General features: G+C 65.7%; 18 protein-coding genes and 1 pseudogene. 17 read left to right on the top strand and 2 right to left on the bottom strand.

The genetic code is table 11. From position 1 onward, the window contains the following. Positions 1-18: 18 nt before the first annotated feature. On the top strand, positions 19-786 hold the full coding sequence (locus E6G92_10130) for a hypothetical protein (protein ID TMJ20088.1): 768 nt from the start codon (positions 19-21) through the stop codon (positions 784-786). Between the two features lie 166 nt (positions 787-952). Here the strand turns inward: E6G92_10130 and E6G92_10125 are convergent, their stop codons facing one another. Then, positions 953-1,414 carry a universal stress protein gene (locus tag E6G92_10125; GenBank protein ID TMJ20087.1) on the bottom strand — a complete coding sequence of 154 codons (462 nt, stop codon included), beginning with the start codon at positions 1,412-1,414 and terminating at the stop codon, positions 953-955. A gap of 132 nt (positions 1,415-1,546) precedes the next feature. Between E6G92_10125 and E6G92_10120 the strand changes: the two genes are divergently transcribed. The 14 genes and pseudogenes from E6G92_10120 (at position 1,547) to E6G92_10055 (ending at position 11,553) form a co-directional block, all read left to right on the top strand. Beyond that, complete coding sequence (locus tag E6G92_10120) at positions 1,547-2,836, top strand: pyruvate dehydrogenase complex dihydrolipoamide acetyltransferase (GenBank protein ID TMJ20086.1); 1,290 nt, start codon at positions 1,547-1,549, stop codon at positions 2,834-2,836. Positions 2,837-2,949: 113 nt separating this feature from the next. Beyond that, a complete protein-coding gene (locus E6G92_10115; protein ID TMJ20085.1) occupies positions 2,950-3,345 on the top strand; it encodes an endonuclease domain-containing protein in 396 nt (131 codons plus the stop codon). Positions 3,346-3,356: 11 nt separating this feature from the next. After that, positions 3,357-4,781 (top strand): dihydrolipoyl dehydrogenase, encoded by a 1,425-nt coding sequence (gene lpdA / locus E6G92_10110; GenBank protein TMJ20084.1) that lies wholly within the window; start codon positions 3,357-3,359, stop codon positions 4,779-4,781. Between the two features lie 56 nt (positions 4,782-4,837). After that, on the top strand, positions 4,838-5,125 hold the full coding sequence (locus E6G92_10105; GenBank protein TMJ20083.1) for a type II toxin-antitoxin system RelE/ParE family toxin: 288 nt from the start codon (positions 4,838-4,840) through the stop codon (positions 5,123-5,125). A 45-nt stretch (positions 5,126-5,170) separates the two neighbouring features. Then, positions 5,171-5,521 (top strand): putative addiction module antidote protein, encoded by a 351-nt coding sequence (locus E6G92_10100; GenBank protein ID TMJ20082.1) that lies wholly within the window; start codon positions 5,171-5,173, stop codon positions 5,519-5,521. A gap of 13 nt (positions 5,522-5,534) precedes the next feature. After that, positions 5,535-5,704, top strand: a pseudogene (locus E6G92_10095) (dihydrolipoyl dehydrogenase). A gap of 71 nt (positions 5,705-5,775) precedes the next feature. Continuing rightward, a complete protein-coding gene (locus tag E6G92_10090) occupies positions 5,776-6,306 on the top strand; it encodes a hypothetical protein (protein ID TMJ20081.1) in 531 nt (176 codons plus the stop codon). Between the two features lie 58 nt (positions 6,307-6,364). Beyond that, entirely contained in the window at positions 6,365-6,949 is a 585-nt protein-coding gene (locus tag E6G92_10085; GenBank protein ID TMJ20080.1) for a transposase, read from the top strand. 123 nt (positions 6,950-7,072) lie between these two features. After that, a complete protein-coding gene (locus E6G92_10080; GenBank protein TMJ20079.1) occupies positions 7,073-7,675 on the top strand; it encodes a hypothetical protein in 603 nt (200 codons plus the stop codon). Positions 7,676-7,735: 60 nt separating this feature from the next. Continuing rightward, positions 7,736-7,990, top strand: a complete 255-nt coding sequence (locus E6G92_10075; protein TMJ20078.1) for a type II toxin-antitoxin system HicA family toxin — start codon at positions 7,736-7,738, stop codon at positions 7,988-7,990. After that, positions 7,987-8,334: a type II toxin-antitoxin system HicB family antitoxin gene (locus E6G92_10070; GenBank protein ID TMJ20077.1), complete on the top strand. Its 348-nt coding sequence runs from the start codon at positions 7,987-7,989 to the stop codon at positions 8,332-8,334. Before E6G92_10075 ends, E6G92_10070 begins: the two co-directional genes overlap by 4 nt. Before the next feature lie 122 nt (positions 8,335-8,456). Further along, positions 8,457-9,029 carry a hypothetical protein gene (locus E6G92_10065; GenBank protein TMJ20076.1) on the top strand — a complete coding sequence of 191 codons (573 nt, stop codon included), beginning with the start codon at positions 8,457-8,459 and terminating at the stop codon, positions 9,027-9,029. Between the two features lie 107 nt (positions 9,030-9,136). Further along, positions 9,137-10,021: a hypothetical protein gene (locus E6G92_10060; GenBank protein TMJ20075.1), complete on the top strand. Its 885-nt coding sequence runs from the start codon at positions 9,137-9,139 to the stop codon at positions 10,019-10,021. 263 nt (positions 10,022-10,284) lie between these two features. After that, a complete protein-coding gene (locus tag E6G92_10055; protein ID TMJ20074.1) occupies positions 10,285-11,553 on the top strand; it encodes a DUF4010 domain-containing protein in 1,269 nt (422 codons plus the stop codon). Here E6G92_10055 and E6G92_10050 read toward each other — a convergent pair. Next, a complete protein-coding gene (locus E6G92_10050; protein ID TMJ20073.1) occupies positions 11,537-11,845 on the bottom strand; it encodes a hypothetical protein in 309 nt (102 codons plus the stop codon). The two genes, E6G92_10055 and E6G92_10050, sit on opposite strands and share 17 nt — an antisense overlap. A 144-nt stretch (positions 11,846-11,989) precedes the next feature. On the opposite strand from E6G92_10050, the gene ppk2 reads away from it, so the two are divergent. Both ppk2 and E6G92_10040 read left to right on the top strand, forming a co-directional pair. Beyond that, positions 11,990-12,853, top strand: coding sequence for a polyphosphate kinase 2 (gene ppk2, locus E6G92_10045; GenBank protein ID TMJ20072.1), 864 nt, complete (start codon positions 11,990-11,992; stop codon positions 12,851-12,853). A 594-nt stretch (positions 12,854-13,447) separates the two neighbouring features. Continuing rightward, on the top strand, positions 13,448-17,929 hold the full coding sequence (locus E6G92_10040; protein TMJ20071.1) for an RHS repeat-associated core domain-containing protein: 4,482 nt from the start codon (positions 13,448-13,450) through the stop codon (positions 17,927-17,929). Positions 17,930-18,694: the final 765 nt, after the last annotated feature.

The following is an 18,694-nucleotide window of genomic DNA, read 5'->3' as shown; positions in this document are numbered from 1 at the left end:
GCGAACAGGGGACACGTTATGCGCAAGTTGAGCCTTTCCGTTCTGGCCGCGAGCATCGCGCTCACCCCGTCGGGCGCTTTTGCCCAGGCGATGCCGGCGCCCGGCTACGGCCCGCAAATGGCGCCGCAGATGCAGATGATGCCGCCGCAGATGATGGCCCAGCAAATGGCGCCGCAGATGGCGCAGATGCCGGTCCCGCAGGGCGTTCCCCACCGCCTCGAGCGCGGCGGAATGGTCAATCCCTATTGGATGGGCCCCCAGTTCGGCATTTCCAACTGGCAGGCCTACGGCTTCGCCGATCCCGGCCCCGGCCGCCGCTGGATCCGCTATTATGACGACGCCTACCTGATCGACGGCAGCGGCCGGGTGGTCGATACGAGGGGCGGGCTCGATTGGGATCAATATGGCGAGCAGTGGGACATGGTGAACGGCATTCCCGCCTATCGCGGCTCGCGCGCCTTCCAGCCCGGCGCCCAGGATTATGCCTATTACGCCGCCCACGGCTCCGCGGCCATGCCCTATGGCTACGGCGCGGCGATGCCCGCCGGCTACGGCTACGGCCAGGGATATGGCTATACCCAGGTCTATGGCGGCGGCTACGGTTACGGCGCCTACGCCTACCCCATCGTGATCGAGACGGTGTCGATGAGCGCCGCCTCGGCCGGCTACACGGAAGTCATCACCGAGGAATATCAGACGGTCCACCGCCGCGCGCATCGCCGCCCCCGCTGCGTCTGCCGTCGCCCGGCCCCGCCGCGCCGTCCGCCGCCGGGAGAGCGCGGCTAGGCTGTATCAAGATTCAGCAAGCCTGAAGACTCCCTCTCCCATGGGGAGAGGGTTGGGGTGAGGGGTTCCGGCGTAGGCGGAAAACCGCGAACTCCGTAAACCCCCACCCTCCCCTCCCCCCTCAGGGGGAGGGATTAGAAAGCTGAGTATTGCTTCACCCGAGGCCCTAGACGGCTGCCAGCCGGATCAGGGCCTCGTCGTCGAGGCCGCCGGGGACGATGATCAGGGGACAGGGCAGCGATCCCGCCGCCGCGCCGGAGAAATGGCTTACGAGCGGGCCGGGCCCGTTCTCCGCCGCCGCGCCCAGGACCAAGGCCGCATAATCGGCACGCTCGGCGAGCAGCTCGGCGGCGGCCTTGACCGGATCGCCCTGCCTCACCGTGATCGAGGGCTTGATCCCGGCCTCCTCCATGATCGCGCCGGTCGCCTGGACGAGCATCGCCTCGGCGCGAAGCCGCGCCTCCTCCTCCATCGCCTCCTGGACCGCGCCCCACTGGACGAATTCCTGTTGCGGGATGAGGGCCAGGATCTCGACTCCGCCGCCGGACAGCGCCGCTCGGCGCGCGGCGAAGCGAAGCGCGGAGAGCGCCTCCGCGGTTTCGTCCATGACCACCAGATAGGCGCGCATCGCACTCCCCCTTCGGTGGAACGGTTGCGCCAGATCGATCATTCGCGCAAGCGGGCGCCGCTATAGGCTTGACCATAAGGCCGCCTTTGCTGTTTGGACGCTCCGGCCCTTCGCAAGAGGAAACCCGTTTCGATGCCGATCGAGCTCAAGATGCCCGCTTTGTCCCCGACCATGGAGGAGGGGACGCTCGCCAAATGGCTGGTGAAGGAGGGCGACAGCGTCAAATCGGGCGATATCCTCGCCGAGATCGAGACCGACAAGGCGACGATGGAGTTCGAGGCCGTCGACGAAGGCACGATCGCGCAGATACTGGTTCCCGAGGGCTCGGACGGCGTGAAGGTCGGCACCGTGATCGCGATGATCGCAGGCGAAGGAGAGGACGCCTCCTCCGCCAAGGCCGCTCCCCCTCCAGCCAAGGAACCGGTAGCCAAGGACGGCGGCGAGACGGGCGCCGGCCAACCGGCCAAGGAAACGCCGGCGCCTGCACCACCCCCGCCCGCGCCGGCGCCCGCGCAGCCCGCCGCGAAGTCGGGCGGCGATAGGGTGAAGGCAAGCCCGCTCGCGCGCCGGCTGGCCGAGGCGCAGGGCATCGACCTGGCCTCGCTAACGGGCTCGGGCCCGGGCGGGCGGATCGTCAAGGCCGACGTGGACGGCGCCGCGGGCAAGACCCCGAGGGCAGCCGCCGCCCCGTCCGCCCCGAGCGCGGCGCCGCCGGCGGTCGTCGACACCGACATACCGCACGAGGCGGTCAAGCTGTCCAACATGCGCAAGACGATCGCTCGCCGCCTGACCGAGGCGAAGCAGACGATCCCGCACATCTACCTCACGGTCGACATCCGCCTCGACGCCCTGCTCAAGCTGCGCGGCGAGCTCAACAAGGGCCTCGAGAGCCGTGACATCAAGCTCAGCGTCAACGACATGCTGATCAAGGCGCTCGCCGCGGCGTTGATCGAGGTGCCGGAATGCAACGTCTCGATCTCCGGCGACCAGCTGCTCAAATACAGCCGCGCCGACATCTCGGTCGCGGTGTCGATCCCCGGCGGCCTGATCACGCCGATCGTCGCCGGCGCCGAGGCGAAGTCGATCTCCGCCATCGCCACCGAGATCAAGGAGCTCGCCGGCCGCGCCAAGGAAGGCAAGCTCCAGCCGCACGAATATCAGGGGGGGACCGCGTCGCTCTCGAACATGGGGATGTACGGGATCAAGCAGTTCGAGGCGGTGATCAACCCGCCGCAGGGGATGATCATGGCGATCGGCGCAGGCGAGAAAAGGCCCTATGTGATCGACGATAGTTTGCAGATCGCCACCGTGATGAGCGCCACCGGCAGCTTCGACCACCGCGCCATCGACGGCGCCGACGGGGCGCGGCTGATGCAGGCGTTCAAGCGGCTGGTCGAGGCGCCGCTGGGGATGCTGGCGTAATGGGGGACACCCACTCTAGCCCCTCTCCCCTCGCGGGAGAGGGGTTGGGGAGAGGGGGCGGTGGCGATAGCCGCCAGAAAAGTCTCGCCCGGCTCAGGGCGCGTCACGCGCTGATGCTTCAACGCGCGAAGCACATGCGGACTAACCCAACCGATGCCGAAGCGCGGCTTTGGACTATACTCCGCGCGAAGCGCCTGGGCGCGTTCAAGTGGCGGCACCAAACGGTGTTTGACGACCGTTACATTGCCGATTTCGTTTGCTTCGAACATCGCTTGATCGTGGAGGCAGATGGCGGCCAACACTCGGAGAGCGATCGCGACCTCGAACGCGACGCCTGGTTCATGGAGCAGGGCTTTCGCGTCTTACGCTTCTGGAACAACGATATCCTGGCGAACAGCGACGGCGTGGCCGCAGCGATCATGGCGGTGCTTGAGTCTTCCAGCGCCGCGGACGCGGCGCAACCCCTCTCCCCCGACCCCTCTCCCGCAAGGGGAGAGGGGCTTAGCTGACGGAGCCCCCAATGCCTGACACCTACGATCTCATCGTCCTCGGCTCCGGGCCCGGCGGCTATGTCGCGGCGATCCGCGCCTCGCAGCTTGGGCTCAAGGTGGCGATCGTCGAGCGGGAGAAACTCGGCGGGATCTGCCTCAACTGGGGGTGCATTCCGACCAAGGCGCTGCTGCGCACGAGCGAGATCAACCATTATCTGACGCATGCCTCCGCTTATGGCCTCAGCGCCGAGAAGGTGTCGTTCGACCTCGCCAAGATCGTCGAGCGCAGCCGCAAGGTCGCCGGGCAGCTCAACATGGGCGTCAAGGGGCTGATGAAGAAGAACAAGGTGACGGTCGTCGAGGGGGACGGAATCATCTCGGGCAAGGGCAAGCTGACGGTCACCAAGGATGGCAAGACGACCGAGCTCGCAGCCAGGCACATCATGATCGCCACCGGCGCGCGGGCGCGAGATTTGCCGTTCGCCAAGGCCGACGGGGAGCGCGTCTGGACCTATCGCCATGCGATGGTGCCCAAGGAGATGCCGGGCAAATTGCTGGTCATCGGATCGGGCGCGATCGGGGTCGAGTTCGCCAGCTTCTATTCGGACATGGGCGCCGAGGTGACCATCGTCGAGATGCTGCCGCGGATCCTCCCCGTCGAGGACGAAGACGTCAGCGCGTTCGTCCACAAGGCGCTCACCAAGCAGGGAATGAAGCTCCATGTCGGCTCCGGCGTCGACAAGCTGGAGGTCGGCAAGACCGGCGTCAAGGCGACCATAAAGGGCGCGGGCGTCCAGGACTTCAGCCACGTCATCGTCGCCATCGGCATCGTCCCCAACAGCGAGGAGATCGGGCTCGAGGCGCTCGGCGTGAAGACCGAGCGCGGCCATATCGTCACCGACGGCTACGGGCGCACCAATGTCGAGGGCATCTACGCGATCGGCGACGTCACCGGCCCGCCCTGGCTGGCGCACAAGGCGAGCCACGAGGGCGTGGTCTGCGTCGAGGCGATCGCTCACGAGATGGCGAAGGCGAAAGTGGGGACAGTTACTAGTAACTGTCCCCTGCCGCACCCGTTCGAGACCTGGAACATCCCCGGCTGCACCTATTCGCGCCCGCAGGTGGCGAGCGTCGGCCTGACCGAGGCGAAGGCGAAGGAAGCCGGCCGCGAGGTCAAGGTCGGCAAGTTCCCCTTCATCGGCAACGGCAAGGCGATCGCGCTCGGCGAGGCGGAAGGCTTCGTCAAGACCGTGTTCGACGCCAAGACAGGCGAGCTCTTGGGCGCGCACATGGTCGGGGCCGAGGTCACCGAGCTGATCCAGGGCTATGTCGTCGCGCGCCAGCTCGAGACCACCGAGGCCGAGCTGATGGAAACGGTGTTCCCGCATCCGACGCTCTCCGAGATGATGCACGAGAGCGTGCTCGACGCTTATGGGCGGGCGCTGCATTATTGAGCGAGGGCCTGTCATTTTTATTTGACACTGGAGGGCATGTCAAATACAACTGACACATGTCGCGGATCGAAAAGACCCGAATTTTCATCGCTTGGCAGCGCAAGCTGCGGGATGAAAGGCCGGCGGCTAAGATCGCTATCGCGATCACCCGCCTCAGTTTCGGCCTCGGCGACGTCGGCAGCGTGGGAGACAAGGTCAGCGAAGTTCGGATCGACTATGGCCCGGGCTATCGTCTCTACTTTACGCGGCGCGGCGACGAGTTGATCATCTTGCTCTGCGGCGGCGACAAGTCGTCGCAGGATCGAGACATCAGGAAGGCGAAGGAGATGGCCGCCGCCCTATGAAATTGCGGCATGGACAAATGTAATGCCAAGGAAGGCAATCTAATCATGGAAACGACCCCTAGCCGGGCTACCACCCCCTATGACGCGTCCGAGTTTCTCGGCGGCAGCGAAGCGCAGGCCGAGTTGCTCAACGACGCGCTCGAGTCCGGCAATCCCGCTTATGTCGCGCATGCGCTCGGCGTAATCGCCAAGGCCATCGGCATGTCCGAGATCGCCCGCAGGACGGGGATCAAGCGCCAGTCACTCTATGCAGCGCTCGACGAGGAAGGGAATCCAACTCTGGGAACCTTCTTTTCCGTGCTTCAGGCGCTCGGCATCGTGCTGCAGGCGGAAGGAGCGGCAGCCGCGGCGGGAGCAAGAGTCGAGAAGCGCGAAAAGGTGGCGGCGGCCGGCTAGCATCAACAAGAGATCGCACATGGTCGGCGCCGAGGTCACCGAGCTGATCCAGGGCTATGTCGTCGCGCGCCAGCTCGAGACGACCGAGGCCGAGCTGATGAAACGGTGTTCCCGCATCCGACGCTGAGCGAGATGATGCACGAGAGCGTGCTCGACGCTTATGGGCGGGTGATCCATATGTGATGAGGCAAGTGGCGCGACGGGGGCGTCGGCGCGACCGCCTATACCGCCCGCTCTATCGTGATTTCATTGGCATGGTCGCACCGCTGGCCTTGCTTGGCTTTTGCTTCGCCCTTGTCTTTTCGCATGCGTTTCGCGTGAGGCTCGGCCTCGACCAACTTTCTCTTCATGTCGGCGTTGGCCTGATGACCATATTCGTCCCTCTCTCATGGTCGTATCGCGCTGCGAGCCGATTCTTTGCCGACGCGCCGGTGCTCGCCGTGCAGGGCGGGAAGCTGACGGGCCACTGGAGCATTGGCGGCTTGCCAGTGAAATTGTCGGACATCCTGTCCGTGTCGATCGAACAGAGCTTTTCGCGCGCGACGGGCGACAGCGCGTTTGGTTTTGAGCCCCCGTACTGGCTCCACATCGCTGTAGGCGGGGAGAACCCACGGGCGATCTGCCTTGCCCCCCGACAGGTCCTTGGAGGTCTCCTGGCCCTACGCCGTTTCGCCGAAGCTTTGCGCCGGCGGGCGGAAGAATGGGAGAAAAGGCCCAAGGAGCGTGACATATACGATGAGATTTGGGGCGATGCAGATGAGCCTGCCGCCCCGGTGCGCCCATAGTCGAAATTTTTGGGGACAGTTACTGGTAACTGTCCCCATTTTCATTTAGCCTCGCGTGATGCCGCGGGTTGGACGAACGGTATTGGCGGGCGTCCCGCACCATGTGACCCAGCGCGGGAACCGACGGCAGCCGACCTTCTTTTCAGAGGCCGACTACGCCCTCTATGCCGGGCTCCTGCATTACTGGTGCGTGAGAGCGAACACGGCCATATGGGCCTGGTGCCTGATGCCAAACCATGTCCATCTGGTGCTGGTGCCTTCGCATGAGGACGGGCTGCGCGCGGCGCTGGCGCCAGCCCACCGGCGCTATACTTGGGAAATCAATCAGCGCGAGGGATGGCGCGGACACCTCTGGCAGAGCCGCTTCGCCTCTTTCCCGATGGATGAAGGACATGTTCACGCCTGCTTACGCTACGTCGAGCTCAACCCGGTTCGGGCAAGGCTTGTCGAGCGCCCCGAGGAATGGCGCTGGTCGAGCGCACGGACACATCTTGGGCTCGGCTTTGACGAACTCACCGACATGGCGGCCGCCCGCGAGCGCGTCGACGACTGGCGTGCCTTTCTGGACGCAGGGCTCGACGACGAGGATCGCGATGCGATCCGTGCCGCGGAGGTGAAAGGGCGACTGAAGTTGGGGAAGTAGGGGGACGGTTACCAGTAACTGTCCCCTAAGACGAAGGGCGCGGGAAGAGGGGGACAGTTACTAGTAACTGTCCCCTAAGACGCCCTAAGACGAAGGGCGCGGAAGGCTTTGATCCACAGCATTTTGAGTCCGATCATCGTCCGGATCGCATGGGACCCGGTCAATCTGCTGATCGGCGCGTCCGCGGGTCTCGCCGCGCTCGCCTATATCCTGTTCGCTTCGGTGCAGGGCCGCAGCGGGTCGAGAATGTTCGAGGCGCCGGGGCCCTTGCCGGCAGCCGCGATCCATTACGACTATCCCCATCTGGGCAAGGGGCGCAAATTGCTGCCGGCGTTCGTCGCGGCCGCCTTTTGGCTGATGGACCTGTGGGACATGGAGCGGGGCAGGTTCGATCTGGAAAAGCTGGCCTTGCTCGGCCTGCCGAGCCTCGTCGGCATGCTCCTGATCGAGCGCCGGCGGCTTCGCGCCCGGCCGGCAGTCGCGGTCTATGGGCACGGGATCCTCCTCGATTCCTGGCGCGGCGAGACGTTGGTGCCCTGGAAGGACGTCGACTATGTCGCAACCGATCCGGCGGTCTCGACGGGCTACCAGCCCGGCACGCACCTGCGCCTGCTGATCGGGCGCAAGGACGGCCGCGCCTGGCGCTATTCCGAACGCGACTTCGGCGACGAGGCGACGAGCCGGTTCGATACGATCGTCGAGCGGGCGCAGCGCTATCTTCGCTGAGTCCGCTCCATGCCAGCATGATCGCTTGCATCAGGGGTTCTGCAAGCTTTATATGCTAGCGTGAACAGCAAGCAGAAAAAGACCCTGCGCGCCGTCTTCACCGATCCGGTGTCGCCTTCCATTCCCTGGTCCGACATCGAAAGCCTGCTGGCATCTGCCGGTTGCCGGACGATCGAGGGCAGGGGATCGCGGGTCAGGTTCGAGAAGGACGGGATGGTTCAGACGTTTCACAGGCCGCATCCGGAACCCGCGGCGAAACGCTATCAGGTGCGCGAGGCGCGCGAGTTCCTGATCAGGCTGGGAGCAAGGCCATGACGAGCATTCTGAAGCACAAGGGCTACGCGGCCCGGGTGGAGTTCGACGCGGACGACCGGATCTTTTTCGGCCACATCGCGGGGATCGAGGACGGCGTCGGCTTCCATTCGGACACGGTCGACGGTTTGGTCGCGGCGTTCGAGGAGGCCGTCGAGGACTATCTCGAGACGTGCGCACGTGCCGGCAAGCAGCCCGACAAGCCCTATTCGGGCGTGGTCTATCTGCGCGTCGACCCCGGCACGCACGCGGAAGCCGCTATCGCCGCGCAGCTGGCCGGCATGAGCCTCAATCAGTTCGGCGAGGAGGCGCTCAGGAAAGCCACCAAGGAGCAGATTGCTCCCTGACCGCTCCGAACCAGCGGGGGCGCTGCATCATCGAGCAACCTTGGTGTGCCGCGGCTCCATGCCTTGTCGCCCGAATTGGTGTAAGCCCGGGATAGCGTGCGCAGATAGAAGGGAGGGCGGCGATGCAATATACCGATCAGCAACTGATCGAGCGGGTCGAATCCAAGGCCGGAGGCTTCGAAGGCTGGAAACGCGGGGTCTATCTGGTCGCGGTCCGATCCAATGCCGACAAGATGGATGCGTTCGACGACAAAGCCTATGTGTTCGAATGCAAAGCCGATGGCCAGCGACCCGACTTCGCCATGGTCGCGACATGCACCACCAATGCCGGTTCCTACGGGCTGAAGAAGTTCGACAAGGACGGCCTGCCGGGCTGCGCCGTCCTGAAGGCGGATACGATCGTCTACGACAGCCACCACCGGCTGACGCACAAGGGCTACAAGGCCTATCGGCAGGTCAAGTCCTTCCCCTATTTCCGCGACAGCGACAAGGACGACCGAGCCGAGCAGCTCGGGCCCGAGAAGAGCGGCGTCATCCTCGCCAACATTCACCGCGCCAGCCCGGCGCGCGTTTCGAGCGTGATCTACAATTGGTCTGTCGCCTGCATCGTCCTCAACAATCCGAACCAGTTCAACGCCCTCATGGCCTTCGCCAACGAACGGCCGGTTTCGCTGTGTATCCTCCAGGAATTCTAGGGCGGCGAGCGGCGCCCCACCGGCACGAGAGCCATCCTATTTGGTTTATCGATTTGACAAATAGGAAATGATCTGGCCTTATTCTCGGGGCGAGTCGGAGGACGAGGATGAACGAGAGGGGCGGAGGCAAGAAGCCGCGCCGCCGCAAGGTGAAGCGTTTCACGGCGGAGCGGCGGGCGGATTATCTGGAGCATTTGCGGCGGACCGGGAACGGATCGGCGGCGGCCGCGGCGATCGGGATGCATCGGGACTGCACCGAGAAAAGGCGCCGGCGCGATCCCGCGTTCGCCCGCGATTGCGCGGCGGCCGAGGCGGAGGCGGCGCGGACGCTGGCTGGGGCGCGGGATTGCTTCGACGGGGTCGACGACCCCGCCCGGCAGATCATCAAGCGCGGGCCGAACGGGCGGACGATGATCGTCGCCACGCGTCAGGGCAAATGGAGCAAGAGCGTCGAAACCGTCTTCCTCGACGCGTTGCGCCAGTGCGGCAATATCTCGGCGGCGGCGCGGGCCGCGGGCGTGTCACCCAGGCTGATCTATCGAAGGCGGAGCGAATGGCCGGCCTTTGCCGAGAAGCTGGAGCAGGCGCTCGACGACGCCGAGATCGCGCTCGAGTTTCGGCTGGCGAGAGAGGCCGCCGGGAGCGCGGACAAGGGTGAACCCGATCCCCGCGGGGCCGGATTCGAAACCGGCGGCGAACCGCCCGCACCGCCGCAAAGGTTCGACCCCGATCTAGCGTTTCGATTCCTCAAATGGCGCGAGCAGAAGAGGCGCGGAACGGCGCCGCCGAGAGGCCGTGTGGCCGCGGGACCCTCGATCGAGGAGGCGGGGGACGAGATCGTGAGGCGGGTGGCGGCGATCAGGCGGCACCGGGAGAAGGAGCAGCTCGCCGAGGGCTGGACCAGGGACGAGGAGGGCCGAATGATCCCGCCCGGCTGGGTGCGGGCCGCGCCGGCGGCGGGCGAGGGCGGATCGGGCGATGCGCAGGATTGACCGCCGGCCGCGGCGGCGGCCGCCGGGGCGGCGGTGACGAGCGGGCTGCCGGTTTCCCGGAGCGATGGCTTGGCCAAAGGGAGCCATCCCGGCGGAGGCCGGACCCATATGCTCAGATTTGGGATCCGGGTTCTGCGGCGTCACCTCTCGCAGGATCGGTGTTCATGGGTCCCGGCTTCGCCGGGACGACTCTGGCCGGGGTCTATCCCCCGCTGCGGGCTAACCCTGATTGACGCGGCCCGGTGTTAGGACAAACCCCAAGCATGGACGAATTCGAGCTGTTCCGCCGCGTGGGCCTGGCGATCGCCATCGGGGCGATGATCGGGGTCGAGCGGCACTGGCGCGCGCGCGAGGCGGAGGACGGGACTCGCACCGCGGGGCTCAGGACCTTCACCCTGATCGGCATGTTCGGCGGCCTCGCGGCCTTGATCGAGATCGACCTCGCCGGAGGCGCTCAGCCGAACGGGGCGGTCTTCGCCACCCTGTTCGCGATCCTCGGCCTGGCCCTGACCGCATTCGAATATCGCCAGGCGGTCGCCCGCGAATCGTTCGGAGCGACGACCCTGATCGCCGCTCTGCTGACCTTCGCGCTCGGCGCTCTGGCGGTGGCGGGGGACAGGGCGATCGCCTCGGCCGGCGCCGTCGTTCTGCTCGCCATTCTCGCCAGCCGCGAGATGCTCCACGCCTTCATGCGGCGGATGAGCTGGGCCGAACTGCGCTCCGCGGTGATCCTGCTGGCGCTCGCCTTCGTGCTTCTGCCGGTGATCCCGGACCAGCCCTACGGGCCCTATGGCGGCATTTCGCCGGCGCGGACGGTGACGCTGGTGATCGTGCTCGCGACGATCTCCTACGCCGGCTACATCGCGGTCAAGTTGCTCGGCTCGACCAAGGGCGAGATCGTCGCCGGGGCGGTCGGCGGGCTGGTCTCGTCGACCGCGGTGACGGTGACCAACGCCCGGCGATCGAAGGACGAGGCGGCGCACCGGGCGCTGGCCTCGGGCGCGATCGCCGCCGGGGCGATCTCGTTCGTTCGCACCGCTTTGCTCTCTGCGACCCTCGCCCCACCGCTCGCGCCGGTGCTGCTGCCGGCGTTGGGAGGCGGCGCGGCGGTACTGCTCGTCTACGCCGTGCTGCTGGCAAGGAGCGGCGGGGCGGAGCATGCCGAGCAGGCGCAGAAGAATCCGTTCGATCTCGGCTCGGTGCTCAAGATGGCGGCGATGCTGGTGGTCATCTCCTTCCTCGCCCGGGCGGCGGGGCAGATGTTCGGAAGCAGCGGCGTGCTCGTCGTGTCGGGACTTTCGGGGCTCGCCGACGTCGACGCCGCGGTCGTGGCGGTGACCAGCATGATGGGGAGCATCACGGTCCAGGTCGGCGCGGCGGCCATCGCGCTCGCCGTGCTGGTCAACGCGGTGGCCAAGGCGAGCTACGCCACCGCGCTCGGCGCGCGCGGCTTCTTCGCCCATATGTGGCTGGCGTCGGTGCTGGCGGCGGCGGCGCTCGGCGCGGGTCTGTGGTTCAGCCTGCCGGGATGACCGGCCCCGGCTCGCGAGCCTGCGGGCCGCGGTCGTACCAGAGCAGGGCGACGACTTCCCAGCCGCGCCGGGTCAGCCGGTAGCCGCTGTCGCCGACCGCCGAAGCCCCGCTCGGACCTCGCTCGATCAGGCGGCATCCCTCGAGGGCCGCGAGCTCGCTGTCGCTGAGCAGGTGAACCACGAACGGCTCATGGTCCTGGCAGGCCGCGGCGATCGCCCCCAGGCGCGGCGCGATATCGGAAGGCAGGCGGGCTGCCGTCAGCTCCGCGGTGAGGCTTTTCGAATAAGACACGCGATACCCGCTCTTTCTACCGAACCATTGCTAGTAGCCGGCTTCGGGCCGGGCAGTCGGGCGAATCCCTGGGAGCGGCGGCCCAAAGGCCCTAGGGGCATCCCCCGATTACGCCGGGCGGCCCGGCGTGCTTGCCTGTCCGCCATGAACGTCGAAAAGCACGCCCGCTCGGGCAACGGCAAGTCGCACCCGCCCGCGAGGCTCAAGCCCGGCGCCGGCGCCAAGGCGGACAAGCTGTCGCGCAAGGATTACGAGAAGAAGCTGGAGAAGCTCCAGATCGAGCTCTGCCATTTGCAGGACTGGGTGCGCGAGAAGCAGGCGCGAGTGGTGATCCTGTTCGAGGGGCGCGACACGGCCGGCAAGGGCGGAACGATCCGCGCCATCACCGAGCGCGTCTCCCCGCGCACCTTCCGGATCGCGGCGCTCTCCGCCCCCGTCGGCGAGGAGGGGCGCAAGCTCTTCATGCAGCGCTACATCGAACATTTCCCGCTGGCCGGCGAGGTCGTGATCTTCGACCGCAGCTGGTACAACCGCGCCGGAGTCGAGCGGGTGATGGGCTATGCCGACAGGAAGAAGGTGAAGACCTTCCTCGACGCCGCGCCGCGCTTCGAGCGCTGGATGGTCGAGAACGGCATCATCCTCGTCAAGCTGTGGCTGGAGGTCGGCAAGGACGAGCAGGAGCGCCGCTTCCGCGCCCGGATCGAGGATCCGCTGCGCCAGTGGAAGCTGAGCCCGATGGACCTCAAATCCTATTCGCGCTGGTACGATTATTCGCGCGCCCGCGACGACATGCTGAAGGGCACCGACCATGAGCATGCGCGCTGGCACATCCTGCCCAGCGACGACAAGAAGCGCGCGCGTTTGAACGGCATCGCCCACATCCTCTCGCTAATCCCCTACAAGAAGATCAAGCGCGCCAGGCACAAGCTGCCGAAGCGTTCGGAGAAGGAGCGCTACGACGACCGGCTCGATTTCACGCAGCTGAGCCTGGTGCCGCAGATCTATTGAAGTCGGCCCAGCGCTCGTCATCCGGTCCTCTTGGGTCGACAGCCAAAAAATACCGTAATTCCCGGCCATTGATTCCGCCACCAAATCGTCATCTGATGCGGCCGACTCATCGGCGAGTCGCGAGCCCGATATCGCGTCAAAAGATATTGGCTCGGACAATAGGGGTTCTGTCAAAAGCGTGACATCGCCAAGTCGAGCGCCAGCCGGTTGACTGCCGGGCGCGGGGGCTTGTCTGATGAAGGGGGAGCTGCGCGTGAAAATGAAGCCGGCTTTGCTGCTGGGGACGACGATCGGCGCCGTCATCATCCCGGCCAGTCTCCTCGCCCAGGAAACGGTCGTCTACAAATATGACCCGCTGGGCCGGCTCGTCGAGTCGACAGTCACCGGCGGAACCAGCAACGGACAGTCGACCGGACTTGCCTACGATCCGGCGGGAAATCGCTGCATCTATGCCGTGTCCGGCGTGGGCGGCACCGCTCCTTCGCCGCCCCCGACATCCTGCTCGGGCTCGCCACCGCCACCGCCGCCGCCACCTCCGCCGCCGTCGGGAAACCAGCCGCCGGTCGCGGTCGCCGACAGCGGCGGAATGACCAAATGCGTGGCGACGACGTTCGCGGTGCTGGCCAACGATTACGATCCCGACGGCAACACACCGCTTTCGCTGGTCGGCGTTTCCGGCGGCGGGACCCGGGGCACGCCGTCCATTTCGGGCACGAGCGTGCTGTTCACGCCGAACGAGATCACCGGCACGGCCAACGTCAGCTACGTCGTCCAGGATTCACTCGGCGCCCAGGCGACGGGATCGCTCACCATCACCATCACCAGCGGCACATGCGGCAACAACTAACGCGGGCGGAGTTCGACATGTTCGAAGGGGGCAGAATGGATCGGGCGAAGAGGTGGTGCGGTCGCACTCTACTCGCATTCGCCGCGGCGATCGGGATGGGCGCCGCCGCACAGGCGCAGGACATTCCGCCGACGGTGTCGCCGCTCCGCGTCGAGAGCGACCTCAACGGGGTGAACCTGACCACCGGCAAAACCACGATCGAGCCGCCGGTGCTGTCGGTGCCGGGCGCGCCCAACCTCCGGTTCGACCGGGTCCAGAACGCAGCCCCCTATGTCATCGGCCGCAAATATGGCGGTCCCGGCGAATATCCGACCGGCAACTATACGGTGCACACCGGCACCGGCGGTTCCGAATCCTTCCGCTGCATCGACGTCGCGGACTGCACCAGCGTCACGGGAACGGGATCCTATTTCCGCCCGAACGCCACGTTCCGCCAAGCCGGCACCGCAGCCAACTGGAATTTCACCAATGTGCATGTGAACACGACCGGCAATCCCGGCGTGTTCCAGGCCTATGCGTCGAGCGTCACCCACCCGAACGGCGAATCGATCAGCTACAGCTACGACACCGCCATGCTCGCCGGCGACTTCATCCCCAACCGTCGCTTCTACCGGCCGATCCGGGTGACGAGCAGCTACGGCTACGAGATATCGATCACCTATCAGGGCAACGACTTCAACGGCGATCCCGGTGCATGGGGCACCCCCTCGGTGGTCACGCTCTATTCGCTGTCGGCGCCGACCATCCCGCTCGGCCGGCTGACCTATTCCGGCAGCACGATCACCGACCTTGCCGGCCGGGTCTACACCTGCAGCGGCTGCAACAACGGTCTTGGAGCCGATATCGAGACGACGGCCGGAAGCCTCACCTTGCCCGGCGAGAGCGCGCCGGCCCGGCAGGTGACGGCCGCGACGCAGCCACTCGTCGCCTCGGTCGTCCGCGACGGCGTCACGTACAATTACAGCTACACCTACAATGGCGGCGCGCCCTATTTCCACGCGCAGACGGGCAGCTATTGGTATACCCGCCTTGCCGTCACCGGCCCGAACGGGTTCAACCAGGTCTACACCTTCGCGATCTCCAACCAGCGCGTCGTTCTGACCGGCATGACCGATTCGATCGGCCGGACCACGGCCTATCAGTTCGATGAGGCCTACCGCCCGGTCCGGATCACCTCGCCCGAGGGCAATTACGCGAACGTCCTGTACGACGAGCACGGCAATGTCGTTTCACGGACGACGACGCCGAAGCCTGGCTCGGGCCAGGCCGCGGCCACCGAGACCGCGTCTTTCCCCTCTTGCGACACGATCATCGCCCCCGACGTGTCCTGCTTCCGCCCCACATCGTCACGCGATGCGCTGAACCGGCAGACCGATTATGCCTATAACAGCGGCGGCCAGCTGACCGAGCGGATCGACCCCGCCGACGCCACCGGCGTCCGGCGCCGGACGTCGACGATCTACGACGGCTTCGGCCGGAGAAGCGAGGTTCGCGTCTGCAGCGACACGGGCGCGACCTGTGCGGCCAACGCCCCGATCCGCACCGCTTACGATTATCTCGCGCCCAACCTTCCGGCCGCGGCCCCGCTTCCGAGCGCGATGCGCCAGACCGATGCCGCGACCGGGCTAACCTTGACCACGGCCTACGCCTACGACGCGGCCGGGCGGCTGACGATGACCGACGGACCACTCGATGGAACCGCGGACGCCACCTATGCCCGCTACGACGTCCTGGGCCGCAAGACCTGGGAGATCAGCGCAGCGGCGCCGAACGGCGTCAGGGTGGCGACGCGCATCACCTATCGCGATGCGGACGACAAGCCGCTTTATTCCGAGATCGGCACCATCCCAACCTTCGACAGCGCGAGCCTCACCGTGCTCAACCGCACCGACGTCAGCTATGACAGCCACCGAAACCCGATCCGCGCGGCGGTGTCGTCGGGCGGGACCACCTACGCGGTCACCGACAAGGCTTATGACGACCGGGGCCGGCTGACCTGCACCGCGGTTCGGATGAATCCCGCCGCCTTCGGCCAGATGCCGGGCGCCTGCGCCCATACCACCGCCGGCAGTCAGGGCCCGGACCGGATCACGGTCAACAGCTACGATGCCGCCGGACAGCTGCTCCAGGAGATCCGCGCCTATCTGACGCCGCAGCAGCAGAATTACGCCACCTATACCTACACCGCCAACGGGCAGCGCGATCATCTCTACGACGCCAACACCAACGTCACGACATTCCTCTACGACGGCTTCGATCGTCTGCAATATATGGTGATGCCGAGCCCGACGTCCCCGGGCGGCGTCAATTGGTCCGATTACGAACAATATGGCTACGACGCGGTCGGCAACCGCACGAGCCTGCGCAAGCGCGACGGCTCATACATCAGCTATCAGTACGACAATCTCAACCGGATGATCCTGAAGCTCGTGCCGGAGCGCTCCGGGCTCGACCCGAGCTTCACTCGCGACGTCTATTACGGCTACGATCTGCGCAACGCGCAGACCTACGCCCGGTTCGACAGCACGGCGGGCGAGGGCGTCACCAACGCCTATGACGGCTTCGGCCGGCTCGCCTCGACGACAACCAACATGGGCGGCACCTCGCGGTCGCTAACCTACGCTTACGATGCCGCCAGCCGGCGGGGCAGGATCACCCATCCCGATGGGGTCTTTTTCACCTACGACTACGACGCGCGTTCCAGGCTGAACATCGTGCGGGACCAGGGGACGGGCTGGCTCTCGGGCTTCTCCTACAGCGATCGCGGTCCGGTGACCGAGCAATCCTATGCCGGCGCCCTCGCGGGCAATTCGGGCTATGGTTACGACGCGCTCGACCGGCTGAACTATGTCGGCCACAATATGGGCGGCGCGGGGAGCGTCGGCTACAGCTTCGGCTACAATGCGGCGAGCCAGATCACGTCTCGCTACCGCAACAACAATGCCTATGCCTGGGGCGGCGCCTACAACGTCAACCGCACTTACAGCGTCAACGGGCTCAACCAGTACACCGCCGCCGGCGGCGCGAGCTTCACCTATGACGGCAACGGCAATCTGACCTCGGACGGGACCCGGACTTTCACCTACGACGTCGAGAACCGCCTCGTCACCACCTCGACCGGCGCGACCTTGCGCTACGATCCGCTGGGCCGCCTGTGGACGAGCTCGGCCCCGGGCTTCGAGACGATCCGCTATCTCTACGACGGCGACGCTTTGGTCGGCGAATATGACGGCTCCGGCAACCAGCTCGCCCGCTACGTCCACGGCGCCGATTCAGGGGCCGACGATCCGCTGGTCTGGTATGGCGGCAGCAGCGTCGCCCAGTCCAACGCCCGCTACCTGCGCCGCGACCACCAGGGCACGATCGTCACGGTCACCGACGCGAGCGGCAACCCGCTGGCGATCAACGCCTACGACGAATGGGGCATCCCCGGCGCGAACAACCAGGGGAGATTCCAATATACCGGCCAGGCGTGGATGGGCGAGCTCGGCATGTATTATTACAAGGCCCGCATCTACTCGCCGACGCTGGGACGGTTTTTGCAGGTCGATCCGATCGGGTATGACGATCAGATCAATCTCTACGCCTATGTGGGCAATGATCCGGTGAACGGAGTCGATCCGACCGGGATGGCGACGGATGATGAAATCCGCAGAGCGCGACAGACAATAAGATCTTTGATGGGGGCTATCCGACGCGACATACGAGCGGCCGATCAGCCCGCTGAGGGAAGCAGGTTGCGAGCTGGTTCTGATAACGCCCGTATCGCTACTCTCAGAACCCAGCTCAATTCATTGGGTCGGCTGGACCCTGCGGTTGTCGCTGACATGAGGGTGAATGCCCCCAGTGGGGCAATTGGCACCGGCCTCACGAATGCTATGAGCGGGACAGTGGAACAGGTCTTTACCGCCACGACTTCGAGTGGTGGCGTCGCGATCGGGAGGGCGGACCAGTCTTCGCAAACGGATGATTCGGGCCGGGCAGTTGCACCGAGAGGCCTGTTGGCCATCGGCCACGAACATGGCGCGGGCGCCGGCCGCGAATATCCGGGCGTGGGCGATCCGGGGAACGTGCTGTTGCAGCGAGTTCCGAGCATTTATGCGCAAGGAGGCAATAGTAATGCGATCGGCTGGAATGGCTCGAGATTCACAATGACGAATGTCGCAGGCAGCACGCCCCCTTACGCCTCGGCCCCCCAGTGGATTCGTGATACCTTCGCTCCTTGGTGATTTATGAGACGCATCATGTTCAACCTGACAGCATTGGCCCTGGCATTCCTGTCGCCGGGATGCGCCACAACCGCGGCCCAAACGAGTGGAAATTATCTTTCCGAGGACGAGGTGCTGCATCTGATGGCGCACCCCCGGGACTGGGATGGGCGGACGGTTACCGTGAGGATATGGCCTTACGATAACGGATTCGCAGCGTCCTATCTGGTTTGCTTCGAAGCGTGCGATCGCGAGTACGCGGACAGCAGTCCGTTCATAGTCTATACCCGCGAGAACAGATTCAGAGGCTATCGAGGCGATCGGCCTGTCGTGATAACCGCGCGATATTCCTCCGCGTGCTTTTATAGGTCCACGCTGTGCCCCGACATGAGAGCCGGGCAATTTACCGAGGTTGCGGCTCCATAGGCCGGGGAATTACGGTGACAGTGCACTAATTGCATCCGCGCAGACGCTGCGGTTTTGAGTTCTTTTCCGCATCGACCCCCGGATCGAGCCCGGGACAGGCTAATGCCTTTTCCTGGGGCGGCACCTACAACGTCAACCGCACTTACAGCGTCAACGGGCTCAACCAGTACACCGCCGCCGGCGGCGCGAGCTTCACCTATGACGGCAACGGCAATCTGACCTCAGACGGGACCCGGACTTTCACCTACGACGTCGAGAACCGCCTCGTCACCACCTCGACCGGCGCGACCTTGCGCTACGATCCGCTGGGCCGCCTGTGGACGAACTCGGCCCCGGGCTTCGAGACGATCCGCTATCTCT

The sequence above is a fragment of the Alphaproteobacteria bacterium genome (assembly GCA_005883305.1).
Lineage (GTDB): Bacteria > Pseudomonadota > Alphaproteobacteria > Sphingomonadales > Sphingomonadaceae > Allosphingosinicella.
This window is presented reverse-complemented; position numbering and strand designations above follow the sequence as displayed.